General features: G+C 63.8%; 15 protein-coding genes. 6 read left to right on the forward strand and 9 right to left on the reverse strand.

Going from position 1 to position 16,257, the window contains the following annotated elements:
* The first annotated feature begins 3 nt into the window (after positions 1 to 3).
* Together I6F09_RS27080 and I6F09_RS27085 are read left to right on the forward strand one after the other, a co-directional pair.
* Entirely contained in the window at positions 4 to 1,323 is a 1,320-nt protein-coding gene (locus I6F09_RS27080; protein WP_225189467.1) for an SDR family oxidoreductase, read from the forward strand.
* 60 nt (positions 1,324 to 1,383) lie between these two features.
* Positions 1,384 to 1,791 (forward strand): thiol-disulfide oxidoreductase DCC family protein, encoded by a 408-nt coding sequence (locus I6F09_RS27085; RefSeq protein ID WP_036024199.1) that lies wholly within the window; start codon positions 1,384 to 1,386, stop codon positions 1,789 to 1,791.
* Between the two features lie 22 nt (positions 1,792 to 1,813).
* On the opposite strand, the gene I6F09_RS27090 is transcribed toward I6F09_RS27085, so the two are convergent.
* The gene (locus I6F09_RS27090) at positions 1,814 to 3,061 is read right to left on the reverse strand and encodes an NAD(P)/FAD-dependent oxidoreductase (RefSeq protein ID WP_225127914.1); all 1,248 of its coding nucleotides are present in this window, start codon (positions 3,059 to 3,061) and stop codon (positions 1,814 to 1,816) included.
* Between the two features lie 214 nt (positions 3,062 to 3,275).
* Here I6F09_RS27090 and I6F09_RS27095 point away from each other — a divergent pair, with 214 nt between their 5' ends.
* Positions 3,276 to 5,138 (forward strand): exosortase/archaeosortase family protein, encoded by a 1,863-nt coding sequence (locus tag I6F09_RS27095; RefSeq protein ID WP_225127913.1) that lies wholly within the window; start codon positions 3,276 to 3,278, stop codon positions 5,136 to 5,138.
* A 3-nt stretch (positions 5,139 to 5,141) separates the two neighbouring features.
* Here the strand turns inward: I6F09_RS27095 and typA are convergent, their stop codons facing one another.
* The 5 genes from typA to I6F09_RS27120 all read right to left on the reverse strand — a co-directional run bounded on the left by typA (position 5,142) and on the right by I6F09_RS27120 (position 10,637).
* The gene (gene typA, locus I6F09_RS27100) at positions 5,142 to 6,968 is read right to left on the reverse strand and encodes a translational GTPase TypA (protein WP_036002847.1); all 1,827 of its coding nucleotides are present in this window, start codon (positions 6,966 to 6,968) and stop codon (positions 5,142 to 5,144) included.
* A gap of 239 nt (positions 6,969 to 7,207) precedes the next feature.
* Positions 7,208 to 7,495, reverse strand: a complete 288-nt coding sequence (locus I6F09_RS27105; RefSeq protein WP_074447589.1) for a hypothetical protein — start codon at positions 7,493 to 7,495, stop codon at positions 7,208 to 7,210.
* Positions 7,492 to 8,937, reverse strand: coding sequence for a radical SAM protein (locus I6F09_RS27110; RefSeq protein ID WP_225189468.1), 1,446 nt, complete (start codon positions 8,935 to 8,937; stop codon positions 7,492 to 7,494). Before I6F09_RS27110 ends, I6F09_RS27105 begins: the two co-directional genes overlap by 4 nt.
* Entirely contained in the window at positions 8,934 to 9,650 is a 717-nt protein-coding gene (locus I6F09_RS27115; RefSeq protein ID WP_225189477.1) for a prolipoprotein diacylglyceryl transferase family protein, read from the reverse strand. The genes I6F09_RS27110 and I6F09_RS27115 overlap by 4 nt, the downstream gene beginning before the upstream one ends.
* Positions 9,651 to 9,872: 222 nt before the next feature.
* Complete coding sequence (locus tag I6F09_RS27120; RefSeq protein ID WP_036002835.1) at positions 9,873 to 10,637, reverse strand: helix-turn-helix domain-containing protein; 765 nt, start codon at positions 10,635 to 10,637, stop codon at positions 9,873 to 9,875.
* 179 nt (positions 10,638 to 10,816) lie between these two features.
* On the opposite strand from I6F09_RS27120, the gene I6F09_RS27125 reads away from it, so the two are divergent.
* The gene (locus I6F09_RS27125) at positions 10,817 to 11,197 is read left to right on the forward strand and encodes a response regulator (RefSeq protein WP_225186435.1); all 381 of its coding nucleotides are present in this window, start codon (positions 10,817 to 10,819) and stop codon (positions 11,195 to 11,197) included.
* 3 nt (positions 11,198 to 11,200) lie between these two features.
* On the opposite strand, the gene I6F09_RS27130 is transcribed toward I6F09_RS27125, so the two are convergent.
* From I6F09_RS27130 to I6F09_RS27140, 3 genes are all read right to left on the reverse strand, one after another.
* Positions 11,201 to 11,824: a hypothetical protein gene (locus I6F09_RS27130; RefSeq protein WP_225189469.1), complete on the reverse strand. Its 624-nt coding sequence runs from the start codon at positions 11,822 to 11,824 to the stop codon at positions 11,201 to 11,203.
* 211 nt (positions 11,825 to 12,035) lie between these two features.
* Positions 12,036 to 13,577: an alkaline phosphatase D family protein gene (locus I6F09_RS27135; protein WP_109142011.1), complete on the reverse strand. Its 1,542-nt coding sequence runs from the start codon at positions 13,575 to 13,577 to the stop codon at positions 12,036 to 12,038.
* Between the two features lie 183 nt (positions 13,578 to 13,760).
* Positions 13,761 to 15,206: a TAXI family TRAP transporter solute-binding subunit gene (locus I6F09_RS27140; protein ID WP_225172098.1), complete on the reverse strand. Its 1,446-nt coding sequence runs from the start codon at positions 15,204 to 15,206 to the stop codon at positions 13,761 to 13,763.
* Between the two features lie 152 nt (positions 15,207 to 15,358).
* Between I6F09_RS27140 and I6F09_RS27145 the strand changes: the two genes are divergently transcribed.
* Together I6F09_RS27145 and I6F09_RS27150 are read left to right on the forward strand one after the other, a co-directional pair.
* Positions 15,359 to 15,649, forward strand: a complete 291-nt coding sequence (locus tag I6F09_RS27145; RefSeq protein WP_036002826.1) for a 4a-hydroxytetrahydrobiopterin dehydratase — start codon at positions 15,359 to 15,361, stop codon at positions 15,647 to 15,649.
* 114 nt (positions 15,650 to 15,763) lie between these two features.
* Positions 15,764 to 16,150 carry a YkvA family protein gene (locus I6F09_RS27150; RefSeq protein WP_036038785.1) on the forward strand — a complete coding sequence of 129 codons (387 nt, stop codon included), beginning with the start codon at positions 15,764 to 15,766 and terminating at the stop codon, positions 16,148 to 16,150.
* Positions 16,151 to 16,257: the final 107 nt, after the last annotated feature.

Here is a 16,257-nt window from a genome sequence, read left to right on the forward strand (position 1 = left end):
GCGATGAGTGAGCGAACCGTTTTGGTGCTCGGCGCCTCCGGCCTGATCGGCCGCTTCGTCACCGACGATCTGCGCACGCGGGGCTTTCGCGTCGTCGGCGTGGCGCGGAGCCTGTCGCCGGCGCAGAGGATGAGCGCGCTGGACATCGAGCTGCCGATCCTCATCCTCGACACGGCCGCGCTGACGCGTCTCCTCAGCGAGCACGCGGTAGACGTCGTCGTGAACTGTCTCGGCGTGCTCCAGGATGGCCCCGGCAGCAACACGAGCGCGGTGCATCGCGATTTCGTCGCGCGACTGCTTCGGGCGATCGGCGGCAGCGGCCGCGCAATCCGGCTGGTGCACATCTCGATCCCCGGCTCCGCGGAGGCGGACCGCACCGCCTTCGCTACGACCAAACGCGAGGCCGAGCGCCTGATCGGGGCTAGCGGCATTCCTCATGCCATCCTGCGGCCCGGCTTCGTGGTCGCACCGTCAGCCTATGGCGGTAGCGCCATGCTCCGCGCGCTTGCAGCCTTTCCGATCGATTTGCCGGCCAAGGACATGGCAACGCCATTTCAGCCCGTGGCGCTCGAGGATATTACGGCGACCATCGCCTGGCTCGCCGCGCGCGACATCGACGATGCCTCGTTGAGGGCGGTGAGCTGGGACCTGATGCAGGCCGAACCGATCACCATGGCCGGCGTCATCAAGCCGTTTCGCCATGCGTTCGGCACGGACGGCTGGCCGCGCATCGCGATGCCCCGCTTCCTGCTCGATCTCGGCGTGAAACTCGGCGATGTCGCCTGCTATCTCGGCTGGACGCCGCCGATGCGCTCGACCGCCATTGCCGAGCTGCGTCGCGGCGTGACTGGCGATCCGTCAGCGTGGAGCGCCGCGACGGGTATCGCGCCGAAGCATCTGGCTGAGGCGATCGGACGCCATCCTGCCAGCATCCAGGACAAATGGTTCGCGCGCCTGTTCCTGGTCAAGGCGCTGATTTTCGCAAGCCTGGTCGCGTTCTGGGTCGTCTCCGGTTTCATCGCCTTGTTCGTGTCCTACGGTGCCGCCGCCGGCATTTTGACCGCGCACAACTTTCCGCCCGCGCTGGTTGATCCCATCACCATCGGCACCAGCCTGATGGACATGAGCATCGGTGTCTTGATCGCCTTCCGCCGAACGGCTGCGATCGGCTTGGTCGCGGGTATCTTCGCTTCGCTCGGCTATATGCTGGGCGCGGCGATCCTGACGCCCGACCTCTGGATCGAGCCGCTTGGCGCGCTGGTGAAGACCGGGCCGGCGATCGTCTTGATGGTCGTCGCGCTCCTGATGCTGGATAACCGATAGCGTTTTCGAGCGAAGTGGATTCCGGTTCGCGTGAAGAAAACGCGTCAAAAAGAGAGTCTGATGCCCAAATGGCCTGAGGACGACGTCATTCTGTTCGACGGCGTCTGCATCTTCTGCTCACGCTGGGTCCGCTTCGTCGCCAAGCGCGACACGGCGAGGCAGTTTCGGTTCACGCCGATCCAGTCGGATTATGGCGCCCGGCTCGCGCGCACGTTCGGCATCGACCCCGATGATCCCGACACCAACGCGGTTGTCCACGGCGGCGAGGTGTTCATGAAGTCGGATGCTGTGCTGACGGTGCTGTCGCAACTCCCAGGCTGGCGCTGGGTGCGCGCATTATTCGTGTTGCCGAAGCCGCTGCGGGATGCGGTCTACAGCCTCGTCGCGCGCAACCGCTATCGCATCTTCGGAAAGTATGACGCCTGCTTCGTGCCAGATGCGGATTTGCGAGCGCGAGTGATCGAGTAGCCCGCAATGACGGAGCTTGCAGCTAAGGCTTGCCCAGAGCCGCCAGCACTTCCTTCGCCGCCCGCTCGCCGCTGTCCCGTGCACCATGCGCGGTCGTGAAGAAGGTCGGCGACGTCGCCTCGCCCGCGAAGAACAGACGTGCATCCACCGGCGCAGCCAGCACGGCACGGTCGCCGGCATGGCCGGGCAGCGCATGCGAATACGACCCCCGCGCAAAGGGATCGCGGGCCCAACGCGATTCATACAGCGGCTTCAGCTTGCGGCGGATATCGTTGCCGAGAAAACCCGCGATCTCGCTGATGGCTTGGGCGGCGATGGCACCGTCGCCGGCATCTTCCAGCGCGCGGGCAAAGCTGCCGCCGAAAAAGCCCTCGATGCAGGGCTGGCCGAACGGGCGGATGTGATAGGTGCCCATCTCCGTGCGCATGGTGGCGCCGCGTAGATTGCCTTCTGTCGGAAAGGTCTCGGCGTCATCGAGGGCCAGCGTCACCTTATCGTCGACGCCGAGCGGCAGGCCCGCCGCTGCGTTCACCTTTGCGGGGAGCGGCGGCGAGAAGCGGATGGCTTCTTCCGCGATGAGATTGGTCGGCACGGTGACGATCGCCTTGTCCGCGGTCAGCGCGCCCCGCGACGTCTCGATGTGGACGCGTTTGTCCGAATGATCGATCAGCGCGACATTGCAATTCAGCGCCACCGGGCAGGGCGCACCATAGGCCGCAATCAGCGCGCCATAGCCGCGGCGGACGCGCCAATTGAAGTTGGTGTCCTCATAGGCGTCCCAGTCCAGCGTCGACATATCCTTCAGCTCGCAGCCGTTGATATAGGTCGAGATCGCGTCGATCATCGGATTCCAGCGATTACCGGGCTCCAAATGCGAGCTCGCGGCCTCGTCCTTACCTGTTTGCGCCGCTTCCCACAGACGCTCATAGAACGCGTCCATTGCGCGCATGAAATCGTCGCGCTCGCTTTCCGGAAAGGCATTGCCGTAGGCCCGCTCGCGCCAGGGCGGCAGGTCCTTGTTGAGCTCGAAACCGAGCTGTCGCGCGATCGGCACGAAAGAGTTCTTGTCGGCCGAATGCAGCCAGCCGCAGCCGACGTCGAACGTCACCTCGGGTGAGGCCTGCACCGTCCAGGCCCGGCCGCCGAGCCGGTCACGTGCCTCCAGCACGATCACCGAGAGGCGGGAGCCATGCAGCGCATGCGCTGCGCCGAGGCCGGCGGCACCGGCGCCGATGATCGCGACGTCGACGGAGGAGGGGAGGGAGGTCATGGGCGGGCTCTAGCACGTTCGCGAAGAGTGCTGAAGCCGGGCCGGCGCATACCTTCCGCAGCGCACGCGGATTCCGGATGCCACCTTGTCTCCGGTTGCGCGACTTTTGTGACGAAGATCGCTAAGTCATCGGATCCGAACCGCCTTGTTTTTCGTGCCAAGGTTGTATTCAAATTTCGCATTCTCTTCAATCCATTCTTCGAGGAATTTCCCCATGCCGAACATCGACCCGGGTGTAGAGCACAAGCGAACCGCAATTCTGGTAGTTCACGGTATCGGCAGCCAGCGCGCGCTGGAAACTGTACGCGGCGTCATCCGCGGCGTTTGGCACAACGAAGGCAATCCCGACGACAAAGCCAACAAGCTCTGGACGCATCCGGAGAAGAGCGGCGTCGACATCGATCTGACGGTGATGACGACCAGCGAGGTGCCGGGATCGGCGGACAAGCGCGTGGCCGATTTTCACGAGCTCTACTGGGCTCATCTCATGAGCGAAACCAAGGCGGTCGCCGTGCTGCTCTGGCTCTACGAGTTGTGCCGCAAGGGGCCGGTCATGAGAACCGGACTCAATGCGCTCTGGTGGACCGCGTCCATCTTTCTGTGCCTGATGAACCTCTCGTTTGCCGTGCTGGCAATCAGGGGCGTGTTGCTGTTCTCGGAAACCAGCGCGCAAAATATCCTGATTGCGCCCTTGCTTCTAATTCTATGCAGTCTTGTGTTCGGCCTTTGCGTCGCACTCAAATGGCAGGCTCTTCGTCTCGTCCCGTGGCTGGCTGCCTTCTGCGTCGCGGGTTTCGCCGCTGGCCTCGGCTATCTTTGGCTTGAGGGTACTTTCCCCGGCGGAAACGGATTCCTCGACGGCGCCGAGATCTTGACGCTGATTGGTCTTCCGACCTTGTATGCGTTGCTGACGACGTACCTTGTGATGGGACAGCAAGGATTGCGCGCGTTCTGGCGTACACTCGCGGTCTCGCTACTCATGTCCCTTGCCTTCATCTGGGCCGATCAGTACTGGTACGACAGATCACTGGCCGAAACGGTGCTCAAGGCTTGGCCCTGGGGATTGAATTCGCCCTGGAGCGCTCCGATCGCATTTGGTGTGATCGGCATCTATCTCGCCGCCAACGGTGCGTTCCTCCAGCCCTATCTCGGCGATGCCGCGCGTTATTTCCGCGGCTCACCGGCCAATGTCGCCGTTCGTCGGGCCATCCGGAAAGAGGCCGTAGACACGCTGGCGCGTCTGCATGAAAGCGGCCGATACGACCGCATTGTCGTTGTCGCTCACAGCCTAGGCACTGTCGTCGCCTACGATATGCTGCGGGCCTATTTCAGCAGGATTAGCGACGAGTTGCCGCCTGTCACGTTGCTCGGCCAGGAGTTTTTGGACGTCGATGGTGCGCCGTGGCAGCCCGAGAAAGTGGCCACCCATGAGGAGAAAGTGGAGCTTCGCCGCAAGGCACGGCAGTTGATCGCAAACATCGCCGACGTGACCGTCAGGCGGCCTGTCGAACAGCGGGAGTTCAAGAGCTGGCTGGTGACCGACTTCGTCACGCTCGGAAGCGCACTATCCCACGCTTATTTCTTGATGTGCGAAGAGGCAAAGGATCCCGATACCGCCGAGAAGGATGGACACGAGAGATTGCGCGCAGATTTCAGGCGTCGTGTCGAAGAGCGCGAGTTTCCGACCTGTCCGCCGAAGCGGCTCCAGCAGGATGGCTTGTTGGCCTTCGACAATCCGAGGAAGAAGATTCGGCAGATCCACCACGGTGCGCTGTTCGGGTTAACGCGCTGGACCAATATCTATTTCCCGATCGAACAGATCTTCTGGGGCGACGTGATCGGTGGACCGTTAGCCCCGATCTTCGGCCGGCACATCGTTGACCTCCCGGTCTCGACGAGATTGGCCGGCGGTGCGGACTTCTTCACCCACACCGCCTATTGGAATGTCGACCGGAAACCCGATACCTGGAAGGCACCGCATCTTGCGGCTCTGCGGGACGCGATCAATCTCTCCGACGAGACAACGACGATCGGCTTCATCAGTCGCGGCGAGGATGCGCCGGGCGAACCCGGGTAACTCCTACGCCACCGCTTCCTTGGCCTTTTCCGCGCGCTTGCGCTCGTTCGGGTCGAGGTGCTTCTTGCGCAGGCGGATCGACTTCGGGGTGACCTCGACGAGCTCGTCGTCCTCGATATAGGCGAGCGCCTTTTCCAGCGTCATGCGGATCGGCGGGGTCAGGCGCACCGCCTCGTCCTTCGAGGTGGTGCGGATGTTGGTGAGCTGCTTGCCCTTGAGCACGTTGATCTCGAGATCGTTGTCGCGGGTGTGCTCGCCGACGATCATGCCGCGATAGACCTTCCAGCCCGGCTCGATCATCATCGGGCCGCGGTCTTCCAGCTTGAACATGGCGTAAGCCACCGCTTCGCCCTGGTCGTTGGAGATCAAGACGCCGTTGCGGCGGCCCTGGATCTCGCCCTTGTACGGGGCATAGCCGTGAAACAGGCGGTTCATGATCGCGGTGCCGCGGGTGTCCGTGAGCAATTCGCCCTGGTAGCCGATCAGGCCGCGGGTCGGCGCGTAGAACACCAGGCGCTGGCGGTTGCCGCCGGACGGCTTCATCTCGATCAGCTCGGACTTGCGCTCGCTCATCTTCTGCACGACGACGCCGGAATGCTCCTCGTCGACGTCGATCACGACCTCCTCGATCGGCTCCATGGTTGCGCCGGTCGCTTCGTCCTTCTGGTAGACGACGCGCGGACGCGACACCGAGAGCTCGAAGCCCTCGCGGCGCATGGTCTCGATCAGGATCGCGAGCTGGAGTTCGCCGCGGCCCGACACTTCCATCGCGTCCTTGTCGGCGGATTCGACGACGCGCAGCGCGACGTTGCCCTCGGCTTCGCGCAGGAGACGGTCGCGGATCATGCGGCTCGTCACCTTGTCGCCTTCGGTGCCGGCGAGCGGGGAGTTGTTGACGATGAACGACATCGACACGGTCGGCGGATCGATCGGCTGCGCCGGCAGCGGCACCTCGACGGTCGGGTCGCAGAAGGTGTCGGCGACGGTGCCCTTGGTGAGGCCCGCGATCGCGACGATGTCGCCGGCTTCGGCTTCATCGAGCGGGGTGCGCTCGAGGCCGCGGAATGCCAGGATCTTGGTGATGCGCCCGGATTCGACCAGCTTGCCGTCGGCGTTCAGCACCTTGACCTGCTGGTTCGGCTTCAGCGTGCCGGAAGAGATGCGGCCGGTGATGATGCGGCCGAGATAGGGGTTGGCTTCGAGGATGGTACCGATCATGCGGAACGGACCTTCCTCGACCTTCGGCGGGGCCACGTGGCGCAGGATCAGGTCGAACAGCGGCTCCATGCCCTTGTCCTGCGGACCTTCGGGGCTATCCGCCATCCAGCCCTGCTTGGCCGACCCGTAGAGGATCGGGAAATCGAGCTGCTCCTCGCTGGCATCGAGCGCCGCGAACAGGTCGAACACCTCGTTGATGACTTCGGTCGGGCGCGCGTCAGGGCGGTCGACCTTGTTGATGACGACGATCGGCTTGAGGCCGACCTTAAGCGCCTTGGAGACCACGAATTTGGTCTGCGGCAGCGGGCCTTCGGCGGCGTCGACCAGCACCAGGGCGCCGTCCACCATGTTGAGGATGCGCTCGACCTCACCGCCGAAATCGGCGTGGCCGGGGGTGTCGACAATGTTGACGCGGGTGTCCTTCCACTGCACCGAGGCCGCCTTGGCCAGGATGGTGATGCCGCGCTCGCGCTCCAGATCGTTGGAGTCCATGGCGCGATCGGTCACCTTCTGGTTCTCGCGGAACGTGCCGGACTGCTGCAGGAGTTTGTCGACCAGGGTCGTCTTGCCGTGGTCGACGTGGGCGATGATGGCGACGTTACGAAGATTCATGAGTGAGCTTCTTTGCGGTCGAACAATGGGTTAAGCGCGATCTCGCCGGTCGGACCGGGACCTCTTCTCGAAACAACGCTGGAAGACTGGAAACGGGGCGCTTTCCGCCCAAAAAGGAAGCCCGGCCATATCAGACCGGGCGCCCTGCGCGTTGCGGCGCAATATATGCAAAAACGGCCAAAAAACAATGTGTTCTTTGACCGTTGGTTGACTGAATTTTGTCCGGGAATCCCCGGGGCTTAGGGCTGGGTCGGGGGGTGAGCGGGGACCCTGCGCCCCTTGATGGCCGCCCAGATCATGGCGACCCCGCCGATGCCCACGACCAGTCCCAGAAGGACGAACGGCGCGATGTCGCCAGTGATCTTGCCGTCCTCGAACATCGACACTCCGCCGAACAGGAGTGCGCAGAGACCTGGCAGCAGCATGAAGATCCCGGCGATCGCCATCAGCGCGGTGAGGCAACCGCTGCGAGCTGGGCCGGGCGTTGGTGCGGGTGGCGGTAGAACCGGCGGTGGCGTGTCGCTCATCGTGGTGCCTCCTCGGTTTGCCTCGCCTCCTGATAGGTTTGCCCCTCGAGCCCGGCGCGAATCCGGGAGATGGCGCCATTCCGATAGAACAGATTGTAGGTGTCGAACGGGATGATCGCCCCCTGCTCGGTCACGAAATGGATGCAGCTGCGCTTGACGTTGCCGACGCAGAAATTGAAGCGGTCGAGAAACTGCACGATGGTGACGCGGAAGACGTTTTCGTAGGTGAGCCCGTCCGGCACCTGAAAGCTCGGCAGGCAGCACAACAATTCGCAGACGCGCTCGGACGTGTTGAGGGGCCCTGAGGAGAGCGAGAACAGGTCGATGAACTTTTCCCGCAGCATCGGATACTTTTCCGGGCTGATCGTGTTTGGCATCACCGCAACCAGCTGCTCTTGCGGAATCAACGAGGTCAGCGGCAGCACCTTCTCGCCGTTGCGCAGGCCATAGCCGATCGAGATGCTCTCAGGATTGCAGGGCAGCGGGATCATGTCCTTGTCCCCGAACACGCCGGTCTCGACGACGCGCTTGCGGATTTCCGACAGCATGATGCGGTCGGTATTCTTGTCGAAACTCTCGTTGCGGCCGGCATCCTGGACTGGCTGCAACGTCACCCCGCGCACGCACTTCCAGGTCAGCGCGTGGCGCACGATGTCGCCGATCTCGGAGTCGTTGACGCCGCGCTTGATGGTCGCGACCAGCGTGGTCGAGATGCCGTAATGCTCGAGATTCTCTAGCGCCTGCTGGCGGATTTTCCGTAAGTCCGCGCCGCGCAGGTTGATCAGCGCATCGCGATGCAGCGAATCGAACTGGAGATAGATCTCCAGCCCGCGCCTATTTTCGGCGAGCCGCGCCACGAAATCCTTTTCGCGGGCGATGCGCAGGCCGTTGGTGTTGATCATGACGTGGCGGATCGGCCGGGCGCGCACGGCGTCCAGGATCGCGAAGAAGTCGGGATGCAGCGTTGGCTCGCCGCCGGAAATCTGCACGAGATCGGGCTCGCCTTCGCTGGCGACCAGCGCGTCGAGCATCTTCTCCACCTTCGCGAGCGGCGTGAATTTGGTTCGTGCCGGCGAGGACTCCGCAAAGCAGACCGGGCAGGTGAGGTTGCAATGCTCGGTGATCTCGATCAGCGCCAGGCAGGAATGCTGCTCGTGGTCGGGACAGAGACCGCAATCATAGGGGCAGCCGAATTGGGTTCGTTCCTGGAATTGCAGCGGCCGGTCGCCCGGCTTGATGAAATCCTTGCACAGCCGCCAATAGGCGGCATCGGTCGACACCAACGTCGATTGCACGCCGTGCTCCCTGCAGCGCTTTTCGTACCAGACCTCGTTGCCGAGAATCTGGATCTTGGTCGGCACCAGCTTCAGGCAGATCTCGCAAAGAGATTGGGTCTGGCCCCAGAAGATGTAGGGACGCGACTTACGCAACGGCGCGTTCATGCAAGTGACTCTTTTTGTAAGCGTCTCGCTTTGGGTGCCGTCGCGAGCATGAATGCGGCGTAGAGCAGGACGGACAGCGACAGCAGGTGAAACAGGGTCAGGGGCCCGATCAGCGTGCCATAGGGCTTGAGGAATTCCCATAGGAAGCGTTGCGCTCCGTAATAGGCGAGCACCAGGTAGAAACCATTGGTGATCGTGAACGCGTTCCGGTTCAAGACCGCCAGCACATAGCCGAGCGCGAACAGCGCCATGGCCGCGCTCTCGTAGAGCTGCACGGGATGGCGGCGAACGCCGTCGCCGAAATCATGGCCGAAGGGCAGCGCCGTCGGCGTGCCATAGGTGAAATCGTCGAGCCCTGCGAAGTAACAGCCGATCCGGCCGATCGCGATGCCGAGCGCCAGCGGCAGCGCGAAGCGCGCGCCGGTTCGCACCGTGACGCCTGCGGACCATTTGTAGAGCTCGATCGCCACGATGCCGCCCGCCAGCCCGCCCTCGACCGAGCGCGCAATGCCGCTTTGCCCCGACAGCCACAGATTGGCGGAGCCGAACAGATAGGCGCCCATGCCTGCGCCAAACACCAGCGCGGCAATATAGGGCAGCGCGAAGGATTGCGAGGGAAACTGCAAGCCCCGTCGCGACAGCCAATAGACGGCGGCCGCCGCCGCCAGCCAGGCCAGAATGTCGAAGAGAGTGTGAAGGAAAGCCCCGCTCATGCGGGGCCAGTATAGCACGGCTACGTTCAAACAGCGCGATGCGCATGATTGCGCCCTCTCCCCTTGTGGGAGAGGGCATCACCGCTCGCAGACACAGGCTCACTGGGGTGAGGGGTATCTCTCCGCATACTCATTTGCAAGTGTGAGCGCGGAGAGAACCCCTCATCCGGCGCTTCGCGCCACCTTCTCCCACAGGGGGAGAAGGAAGAAAGCAAGAACCGCTTACCCGGCCTCCCGCTCCTCGGTCGGATAGACCCCGCGCAGCACCTCCTCGAAATGCATCTTCACCGCATCGTTGCACAGGCAGGCGCGCAGCCTCAGGCCGTCGCGGTTGCGGACGAGGATCGAGCCGCGCCGCGTGTCGAGCACGCCTTCGGCCTTGAACGACTGAAGCACGCGGCTGGCATAGGAGCGGCCAACGCCGAGCAAAGTCGCGAGCTGTTCGTGGGTCAGCGGCACACTGGTCTCGTCGCCGGTCCGCTCCATCGCCGCCAGGATCCATTTGGCGGTGCGCTGCTCGATCGAATGGATCGCGTTGCAGGCGGTCGACTGGAAGATCTGGGCCAGCATGCAATCGGCATAGCGGGCAAAGACGTTGCGCAGCGACGCCGAGCGCAGCTTGGCTGCTTCCAGCTTGGCAACGTGAATGCGCGCAAACGGTCCACCGAATTTGACGCAGATCCGGGTATAGGCCGGCAGAAATCCCTCGCTGACGATGCCGCCCACGGCGCCTTCGCGGCCGACCAGAATGGTCTCGACGTCGCGGCCATCCTCGTTGGGGACGAGGAAAGTCGCGAGCGACGGGCCGCAGGGGAAGTGGACGACCTGCACGTCATCGCCGGGATTGTAGAGCAAGTGCCCGGCTGCAGAGTCCTCGACGGTCACGTGCGGCGCCACGAGGCCGTAGTCGACCTGACTCAAACGCCGCAGCAGATTGTTGGCCGGCCGGCTCTCGACCTCGGTGATCTTGCCGATACGCGCATCCATTCTGAACTCCCACCCTTCCTTTCACCTTAGCGAGTTCCATCCGTTTCCTGTGTGCACAAGTGGACAGACCAGAGAACGATGATGTGGTGAGTTTCGTTCCGGGAACCCTCCGATGCGCTGCGCGCAGGCATCGTGTCGCGGCAGTCCTGATCCAAAAACCCCCAAACCAAGATGCGATCATGGTACCTGCACACTCCAATGGCACAGGCTGGCCGGCCGATGTTCTGATCGTCGAGGACGATCCGATCATCGCGATCGATTTCGAGGATCGCCTGCTCGGATTTGGTGTCGCCGCCGTGCGGACCGTGGGTTCGGTGACGCAGGCGTTGAACGCCATTGCGAAACGGAGACCCGATTTCGCGCTGCTCGATGTCGAGCTGATCCGCGAGACGAGCTTTGCGATCGCCGAGCGGCTGATCGCGCTGAAGGTTCCGTTCGTGTTCGTCACCGGCTACGGCGCCGAGGTGCGCATTCCGCCCGAATTGGCGGGCCGGCCCCGGCTGCAGAAGCCGTGCTCGAGCGAGGCGCTGGAGGCGGCGCTGCAGGCACGGGACACCTGATCGCTATTGGCCCGAGCGAATGCAGAGCTCGGCGAGGTCGGTCTCGACGCCCTTGAAGAAAGTGTGCGGAAACGGCGGCCGCGAGGAGGCCTTCTTGATCGCCGCACTCTGCGCAATCGCCTCTTGATCGGACAATTGCAGGAAACGTTTCAGCGCCTTCGAGCGACTCTTCCTGGCGAACGTCTCCAACCGCTCTTCCGTTGCATCGGTCGGATTGAGACGGAGCAGAGCTTCGTTGTCTGTCTGCAATGGATAGACCCCTCCAAGTTTCACGCGGGCGATCACGTTGTAGCGGTCGAAATGCTCGAAGATCAAATCCAGGATCTTCGCCTGACGTATCGGCTCTTCCATCGCGAGATAGCGCTTCACATCCGGATTGCTCTTCAGGCTTTCCAATTCGGCTGCGCCGGCAAATGGATTGTCGGAGATCTGCCGGTCGATGAACGCCGATGCGCCTTCCAACATGCGCGTGCCCCATCTGATGACGATATCGCGGCCGCGCGGTTCGAGCTGGTCGGCAGCCAACCCCTTGTCCGTCAGACATGCCGGGTCGGCGCTTGCGCGCAGTGACTTGCCGAGCTCGGCGGTCAGCGCCTTGCCGTAAGGCGAAGCGAGGGCCTCGCGCACCAGCGTCGCTCTGTCCTGAGCCTTCTCTTGGGTCTGCGCGCATGTGGGGGATGCTGCGCTCAGCAGCAGCGCGATAACGATCGTTGGGCGGCTGAACGGCACGGTATCAACTCGAACATGGCTCGGACGGCATCACGCCCTCGAAAATGCGCTGGCGCTCGCAATTGTCGTCCGAGCCGGCCGGAGGGTTCATCCGGCTTCGAATTGGCCGTCACGCAAGCTTCGGATCGAGCGTGGTCGACCACAGCGCGACGTCGGCGCGATCGCGCAGGGTCACCGTCATCCGGCCGGACGCGCCGTCGATCTTGACGTGACCAAAGAACTGCATGCCGGCGGACGGCGGCAGGTTCTGGCTATCCTTGCCCGGCGCCTTGACGAAGCGCACCTCGGGGCCAAAGGTATTGTCGAGCGCGTTCGGGCCGAACGTGCCCGCGTGCAGCGGGCCCGAGACGAACTCCCAGAACGGCTCAAACTCCTGGAATTGCGCCTTGTTCGGATCGTAATAATGCGCGGCGGCGTAGTGCACGTCCGCGGTCAGCCACACCGTGTTGCTGATCGGCGCCATCTTGATGAAGCGCAGGATGTCGGCGATCTCGAACTCGCGGCCACGCACCGGGCCGTCGCCCTGCGCAACGGCTTCCGAGCCGCCCTTCGGCGTGTCGGAGACGATCAGGCCGATCGGCATGTCCGATGCGATCACCTTCCATGTCGCGCGTGAATTCAGCAGGCCGCGCTTGAGCCAGGCGATCTGCTCCGGGCCAAGGAAATAGCTGGCGGGGCCATAGGCGGTTTCGAGATTGGCACCGTTCGGCCCGCGATAGCTGCGCTCGTCGAGCACGAATACGTCGAGATGCGGGCCGTAGGAGATCTGGCGATAGACGCGGCCGGGTTCAGTGATGCTCTCCCGCATCGGGTACATCTCGTGGAACGCCCGGCCCGCGCGAGCTGCGAGCAGTGAGATGTCGCGCACCTTGTAGGCGGCCGGCAAGTCTTTCGACAGCGACCAGTTGTTGGTGACCTCGTGGTCGTCCCACTGCACGAAGACCGGCACCTCGGCATTGAAGGCGCGGAGATTGTCGTCGGTGAGATTGTATTTGTACGCGGCGCGGTACTCGTCCAGCGTCTCGGCGACCTTGGCTTTCTCCGGAATGGTGAGATTCTTCCAGATCTTGCCGTCGGCGAGCTTCACCTCGGGTTGGATCGGACCGTCGGCATAGATCGTGTCGCCCGAGTGCAGGAAGAAATCCGGCCGGTGCTTGCGCATGGTCGAGAAGGTGACCATGCCGCCGTCGTCGGAATTGATGCCCCAGCCCTGCCCTGCGACGTCGCCGCCCCAGACGAAGCTGACGTCGCGGCGGTCGGCCGGCGCGGTGCGGAAGTGGCCGGTCACCGCCTCGCCCTCGATCGCGCTGTGGGAGAGATCGCGGAAGCGGACGCGGTAGAAGATGTCCTGGCCGGCGGGTAGATTTTCGACCAGCATCTTGGCGGTGAAGTCGCTCTCGGGCAGCGCCGCAATCGGCGGCAATGCGCGGACGTTCTTGAAGGACTCGCTCGTGGCGACCTCGACCAGCATCTGCGATGGACGGTCGGCGCGCGCCCACACCACGCCGCCATCGACGGTGATGTCGCCCGCTTGCACGCCGTGGGTGACCGCCGGCCGATCAGCCGCGCGCGAAAGATACGGCATCGCCAGCGTGCCGAGCGCACCGGCGCTGCTGGTGAGGAAGCGGCGGCGGGAGAATGTGATGGTCATGAGGCTCCGACCCCGGGCTTGCGGTCGAGTCCGTCATTCCGGGGCGCGCGTAGCGCCGACCCGGAATCCATGTCTCCCCGCGAATGCTGCGCAATGGATTTCCGGTTCGATGCTTCGCATCGCCCCGGAATGACGTTGGGAGCTATATTGAGACAATGTGACGCAGCAATAACGCGCTCGGGCTCACGCGTTGCCGGCGGCCCGGAACTGCGCGCTGGCACGTTGCAGGTTCGGCGGCAGGCTGAACAACACAGCCTTGCGGTCGGCGACGGCGGCGTGGAATTGGTCGAGTGCGATGTTGAAGGCGGTGAGCGCGGCTTCCTCGATCGCGCCGTGATCGAAGCAGCGCAGCGTGTCGCGCAGGATCTCGTCGGCCTCGGTCTGCATCTGGTCGAGCTCTTCGGTCGTCTCGCACTTGCGTGCCGCGGCGATCATGTCGAGCAAGCGTTCGCGCTGGTGATTGTTGTTGTCGCGCTCGTCCTTCTTCAGATAGCCGGCGAACCAGGCGCCGACCGAGCCCATGGCCGAGAGCGCCATCAGGCTCCACCAGATGTAATCGCTGTATTTGTCGAGGAAGGTCTTCTCCTCGCCGTCGACGAAAGCGGCCGCACCCGGATGCACCGGGATCACCGCATCCTTGTCGGTGTCGGGCGTTTCGATCTTCGCCGCCAGCGGGAATTCCGTCACCAGTTGCTGGCGCACGGCGAAGAGCTGGCGCGTGAACGCTGCGATGTCGGCCTCGGACACGCCTTTGCGCGCTACGATGTGGTGCGCGAAGCTGATGGTCTTGACCTCGTCCTCGGGACGGTCGGGCGAGCCGCCGTAGGTGCCGGCGGGGATCTCGCCCGCTTCATAGACTGGATGGTTTTGCGCGATCGCATCGGCGGAATCGATGGCGAGGAAGGTTGGCGTGCCGCCCTCCCTGACCGATGCCGAGATCGCGTCCGCCGTGATCTTGCTGTTGACCGGGCCTGCTGCGAGATAGACGTCGGCCTTCTGCGCCTTGATCGCCTCGGCAACTTCATTGACGGGAAATTGCACGATCTCGACCTTGGCCGGGTCGACGCCGTATTGGTGCAGGATCACCTTGAGCAGATTGACGTTGGCCTGGGTGCGGCCGACGACGCCGATGCGGTGGCCGGCGAGTTGCGCGACCTTGGTGATCTTCGCGCCCTTCTTCTTGCCCTTGGCGGGCACGGACCACAGCACCACGACGTTCTTGCGCAGGGTCGCGACCGCCTGTGCGTTCTTCGGCACGTCGAGATCGCCACGCACGATGGCGAGATCGACCTTGCCTTCGGCGAGCGCATTGGCGCTGGCGGTTGCGCCGTCGGTCTGGATCGGGCGCAGCCGCACATAGCTCTTGTGCTGCGCGAAGCCTTGCGTCAGCGCCTGCACGACCTTGACGTCGTCGCTGTTGGCGGGGCCGACCGCGATTCTGAGCGTCACGGGACGCATCGCGAAGTAATAGCCGCCGGCGACCACGCCGACGATCGCAAGCAGGAACGCCAGAGACACGAGCGCCGTCTTCCGCGCCGCGGATCGCGGCGAAGGCGGAGGGGGCGTTTCGGCCAGGTCCAATCCCCCGGTCATCGGTCTCCCAAAGAGGCGCTTCAGGCTCGGTTTCATCTTGGCCGGCGATTTACGCCCGCAATTGTAGCAAATTTCTTGTCCGGCGGGGTTACATCTCCGTCATGGTTAGCGGATGCAGGAAATCCCGTATGAACCGGGGCGCCGGGGCGGTGTTAGAGTAAAGTTCCCCCTAGAGGACGGAGACGACCATGGCAGAACGGCTCTCGGCGGAGGCGCGCAGGCAGGCGCTGGGCGGACTATCCGGCTGGACTGACGTCCAAGGCCGCGACGCCATCGGGAAAACCTTTGTCTTCAAGGATTTCAACGAGGCGTTCGGCTTCATGACCCGCGCCGCGCTGGTCGCCGAGAAGATGGATCACCACCCCGAATGGCGCAACGTCTACAAGACGGTGGAGGTGGTGCTGTCGACCCATGACGCCGGCGGCGTCACCGCGCGCGACATGGCGCTCGCCAAGGCGATGAACGCCATCGCAGGCTGACACCAAGCAGACGTCTTGAAGCAGACGTCTTGCAGAGACCGGCTGCATCCCCATCTTGTGATCAGCCGGGATCGGGCGGTCCTCCGCCTCCCGCAGAACGGGGAGCATTTGAGCATGGCTGCCGAGCACAGCGTTGGCTTCGAGCCGGCCGATCGGCTCGCGGAAGATCGCGAGAGCGTGCGCCGCCGCTTCTGGCGCAAGCTGAAGCGGGTCGCTGCGCATCTGCCGTTCGCGGAGGATCTACTTGCCGCCTATTACTGCGCGTTCGACCGGCAGACGCCGCGTCACGTCCAGGCTTCGCTGCTCGGTGCAATCGCCTATTTCGTCCTGCCGTTCGATTTCGTCGCGGACGTGATGCCCATGCTCGGCTTCGCCGATGACGCCGCCGTGCTCGCCACTGCCATCCGCATGGTTGCCGGCCACATCACGAACGAGCATCGCGAGGCCGCCCGCGCCGCGCTGAAGCGTGGGGTGGAGGAGGCGGACGTCGAGGCAGCGTAACAGTTTCGCCACGCCTTCCGCTGTCATTCCCCGCGAAGGCGGGGAATCCAGTACGCCGCGGCCTCCCGGTTCAATCGCTGACGTCACGGAGTAATGGATCGCCCGCC

The sequence above is a fragment of the Bradyrhizobium sp. IC3195 genome, assembly GCF_020193585.1.
Lineage (GTDB): Bacteria > Pseudomonadota > Alphaproteobacteria > Rhizobiales > Xanthobacteraceae > Bradyrhizobium > Bradyrhizobium yuanmingense.

Bases quoted from the DNA above. Each gene is read 5' to 3' on its own strand.
- I6F09_RS27080 (WP_225189467.1), top strand. From the start codon at position 4: ATGAGTGAGCGAACCGTTTTGGTGCTCGGCGCCTCCGGCCTGATCGGC.
- I6F09_RS27085 (WP_036024199.1), top strand. From the start codon at position 1,384: ATGCCCAAATGGCCTGAGGACGACGTCATTCTGTTCGACGGCGTCTGC.
- I6F09_RS27090 (WP_225127914.1), bottom strand. From the start codon at position 3,061: ATGACCTCCCTCCCCTCCTCCGTCGACGTCGCGATCATCGGCGCCGGT.
- I6F09_RS27095 (WP_225127913.1), top strand. From the start codon at position 3,276: ATGCCGAACATCGACCCGGGTGTAGAGCACAAGCGAACCGCAATTCTG.
- typA (WP_036002847.1), bottom strand. From the start codon at position 6,968: ATGAATCTTCGTAACGTCGCCATCATCGCCCACGTCGACCACGGCAAG.
- I6F09_RS27105 (WP_074447589.1), bottom strand. From the start codon at position 7,495: ATGAGCGACACGCCACCGCCGGTTCTACCGCCACCCGCACCAACGCCC.
- I6F09_RS27110 (WP_225189468.1), bottom strand. From the start codon at position 8,937: ATGAACGCGCCGTTGCGTAAGTCGCGTCCCTACATCTTCTGGGGCCAG.
- I6F09_RS27115 (WP_225189477.1), bottom strand. From the start codon at position 9,650: ATGAGCGGGGCTTTCCTTCACACTCTCTTCGACATTCTGGCCTGGCTG.
- I6F09_RS27120 (WP_036002835.1), bottom strand. From the start codon at position 10,637: ATGGATGCGCGTATCGGCAAGATCACCGAGGTCGAGAGCCGGCCGGCC.
- I6F09_RS27125 (WP_225186435.1), top strand. From the start codon at position 10,817: ATGGTACCTGCACACTCCAATGGCACAGGCTGGCCGGCCGATGTTCTG.
- I6F09_RS27135 (WP_109142011.1), bottom strand. From the start codon at position 13,577: ATGACCATCACATTCTCCCGCCGCCGCTTCCTCACCAGCAGCGCCGGT.
- I6F09_RS27140 (WP_225172098.1), bottom strand. From the start codon at position 15,206: ATGAAACCGAGCCTGAAGCGCCTCTTTGGGAGACCGATGACCGGGGGA.
- I6F09_RS27145 (WP_036002826.1), top strand. From the start codon at position 15,359: ATGGCAGAACGGCTCTCGGCGGAGGCGCGCAGGCAGGCGCTGGGCGGA.
- I6F09_RS27150 (WP_036038785.1), top strand. From the start codon at position 15,764: ATGGCTGCCGAGCACAGCGTTGGCTTCGAGCCGGCCGATCGGCTCGCG.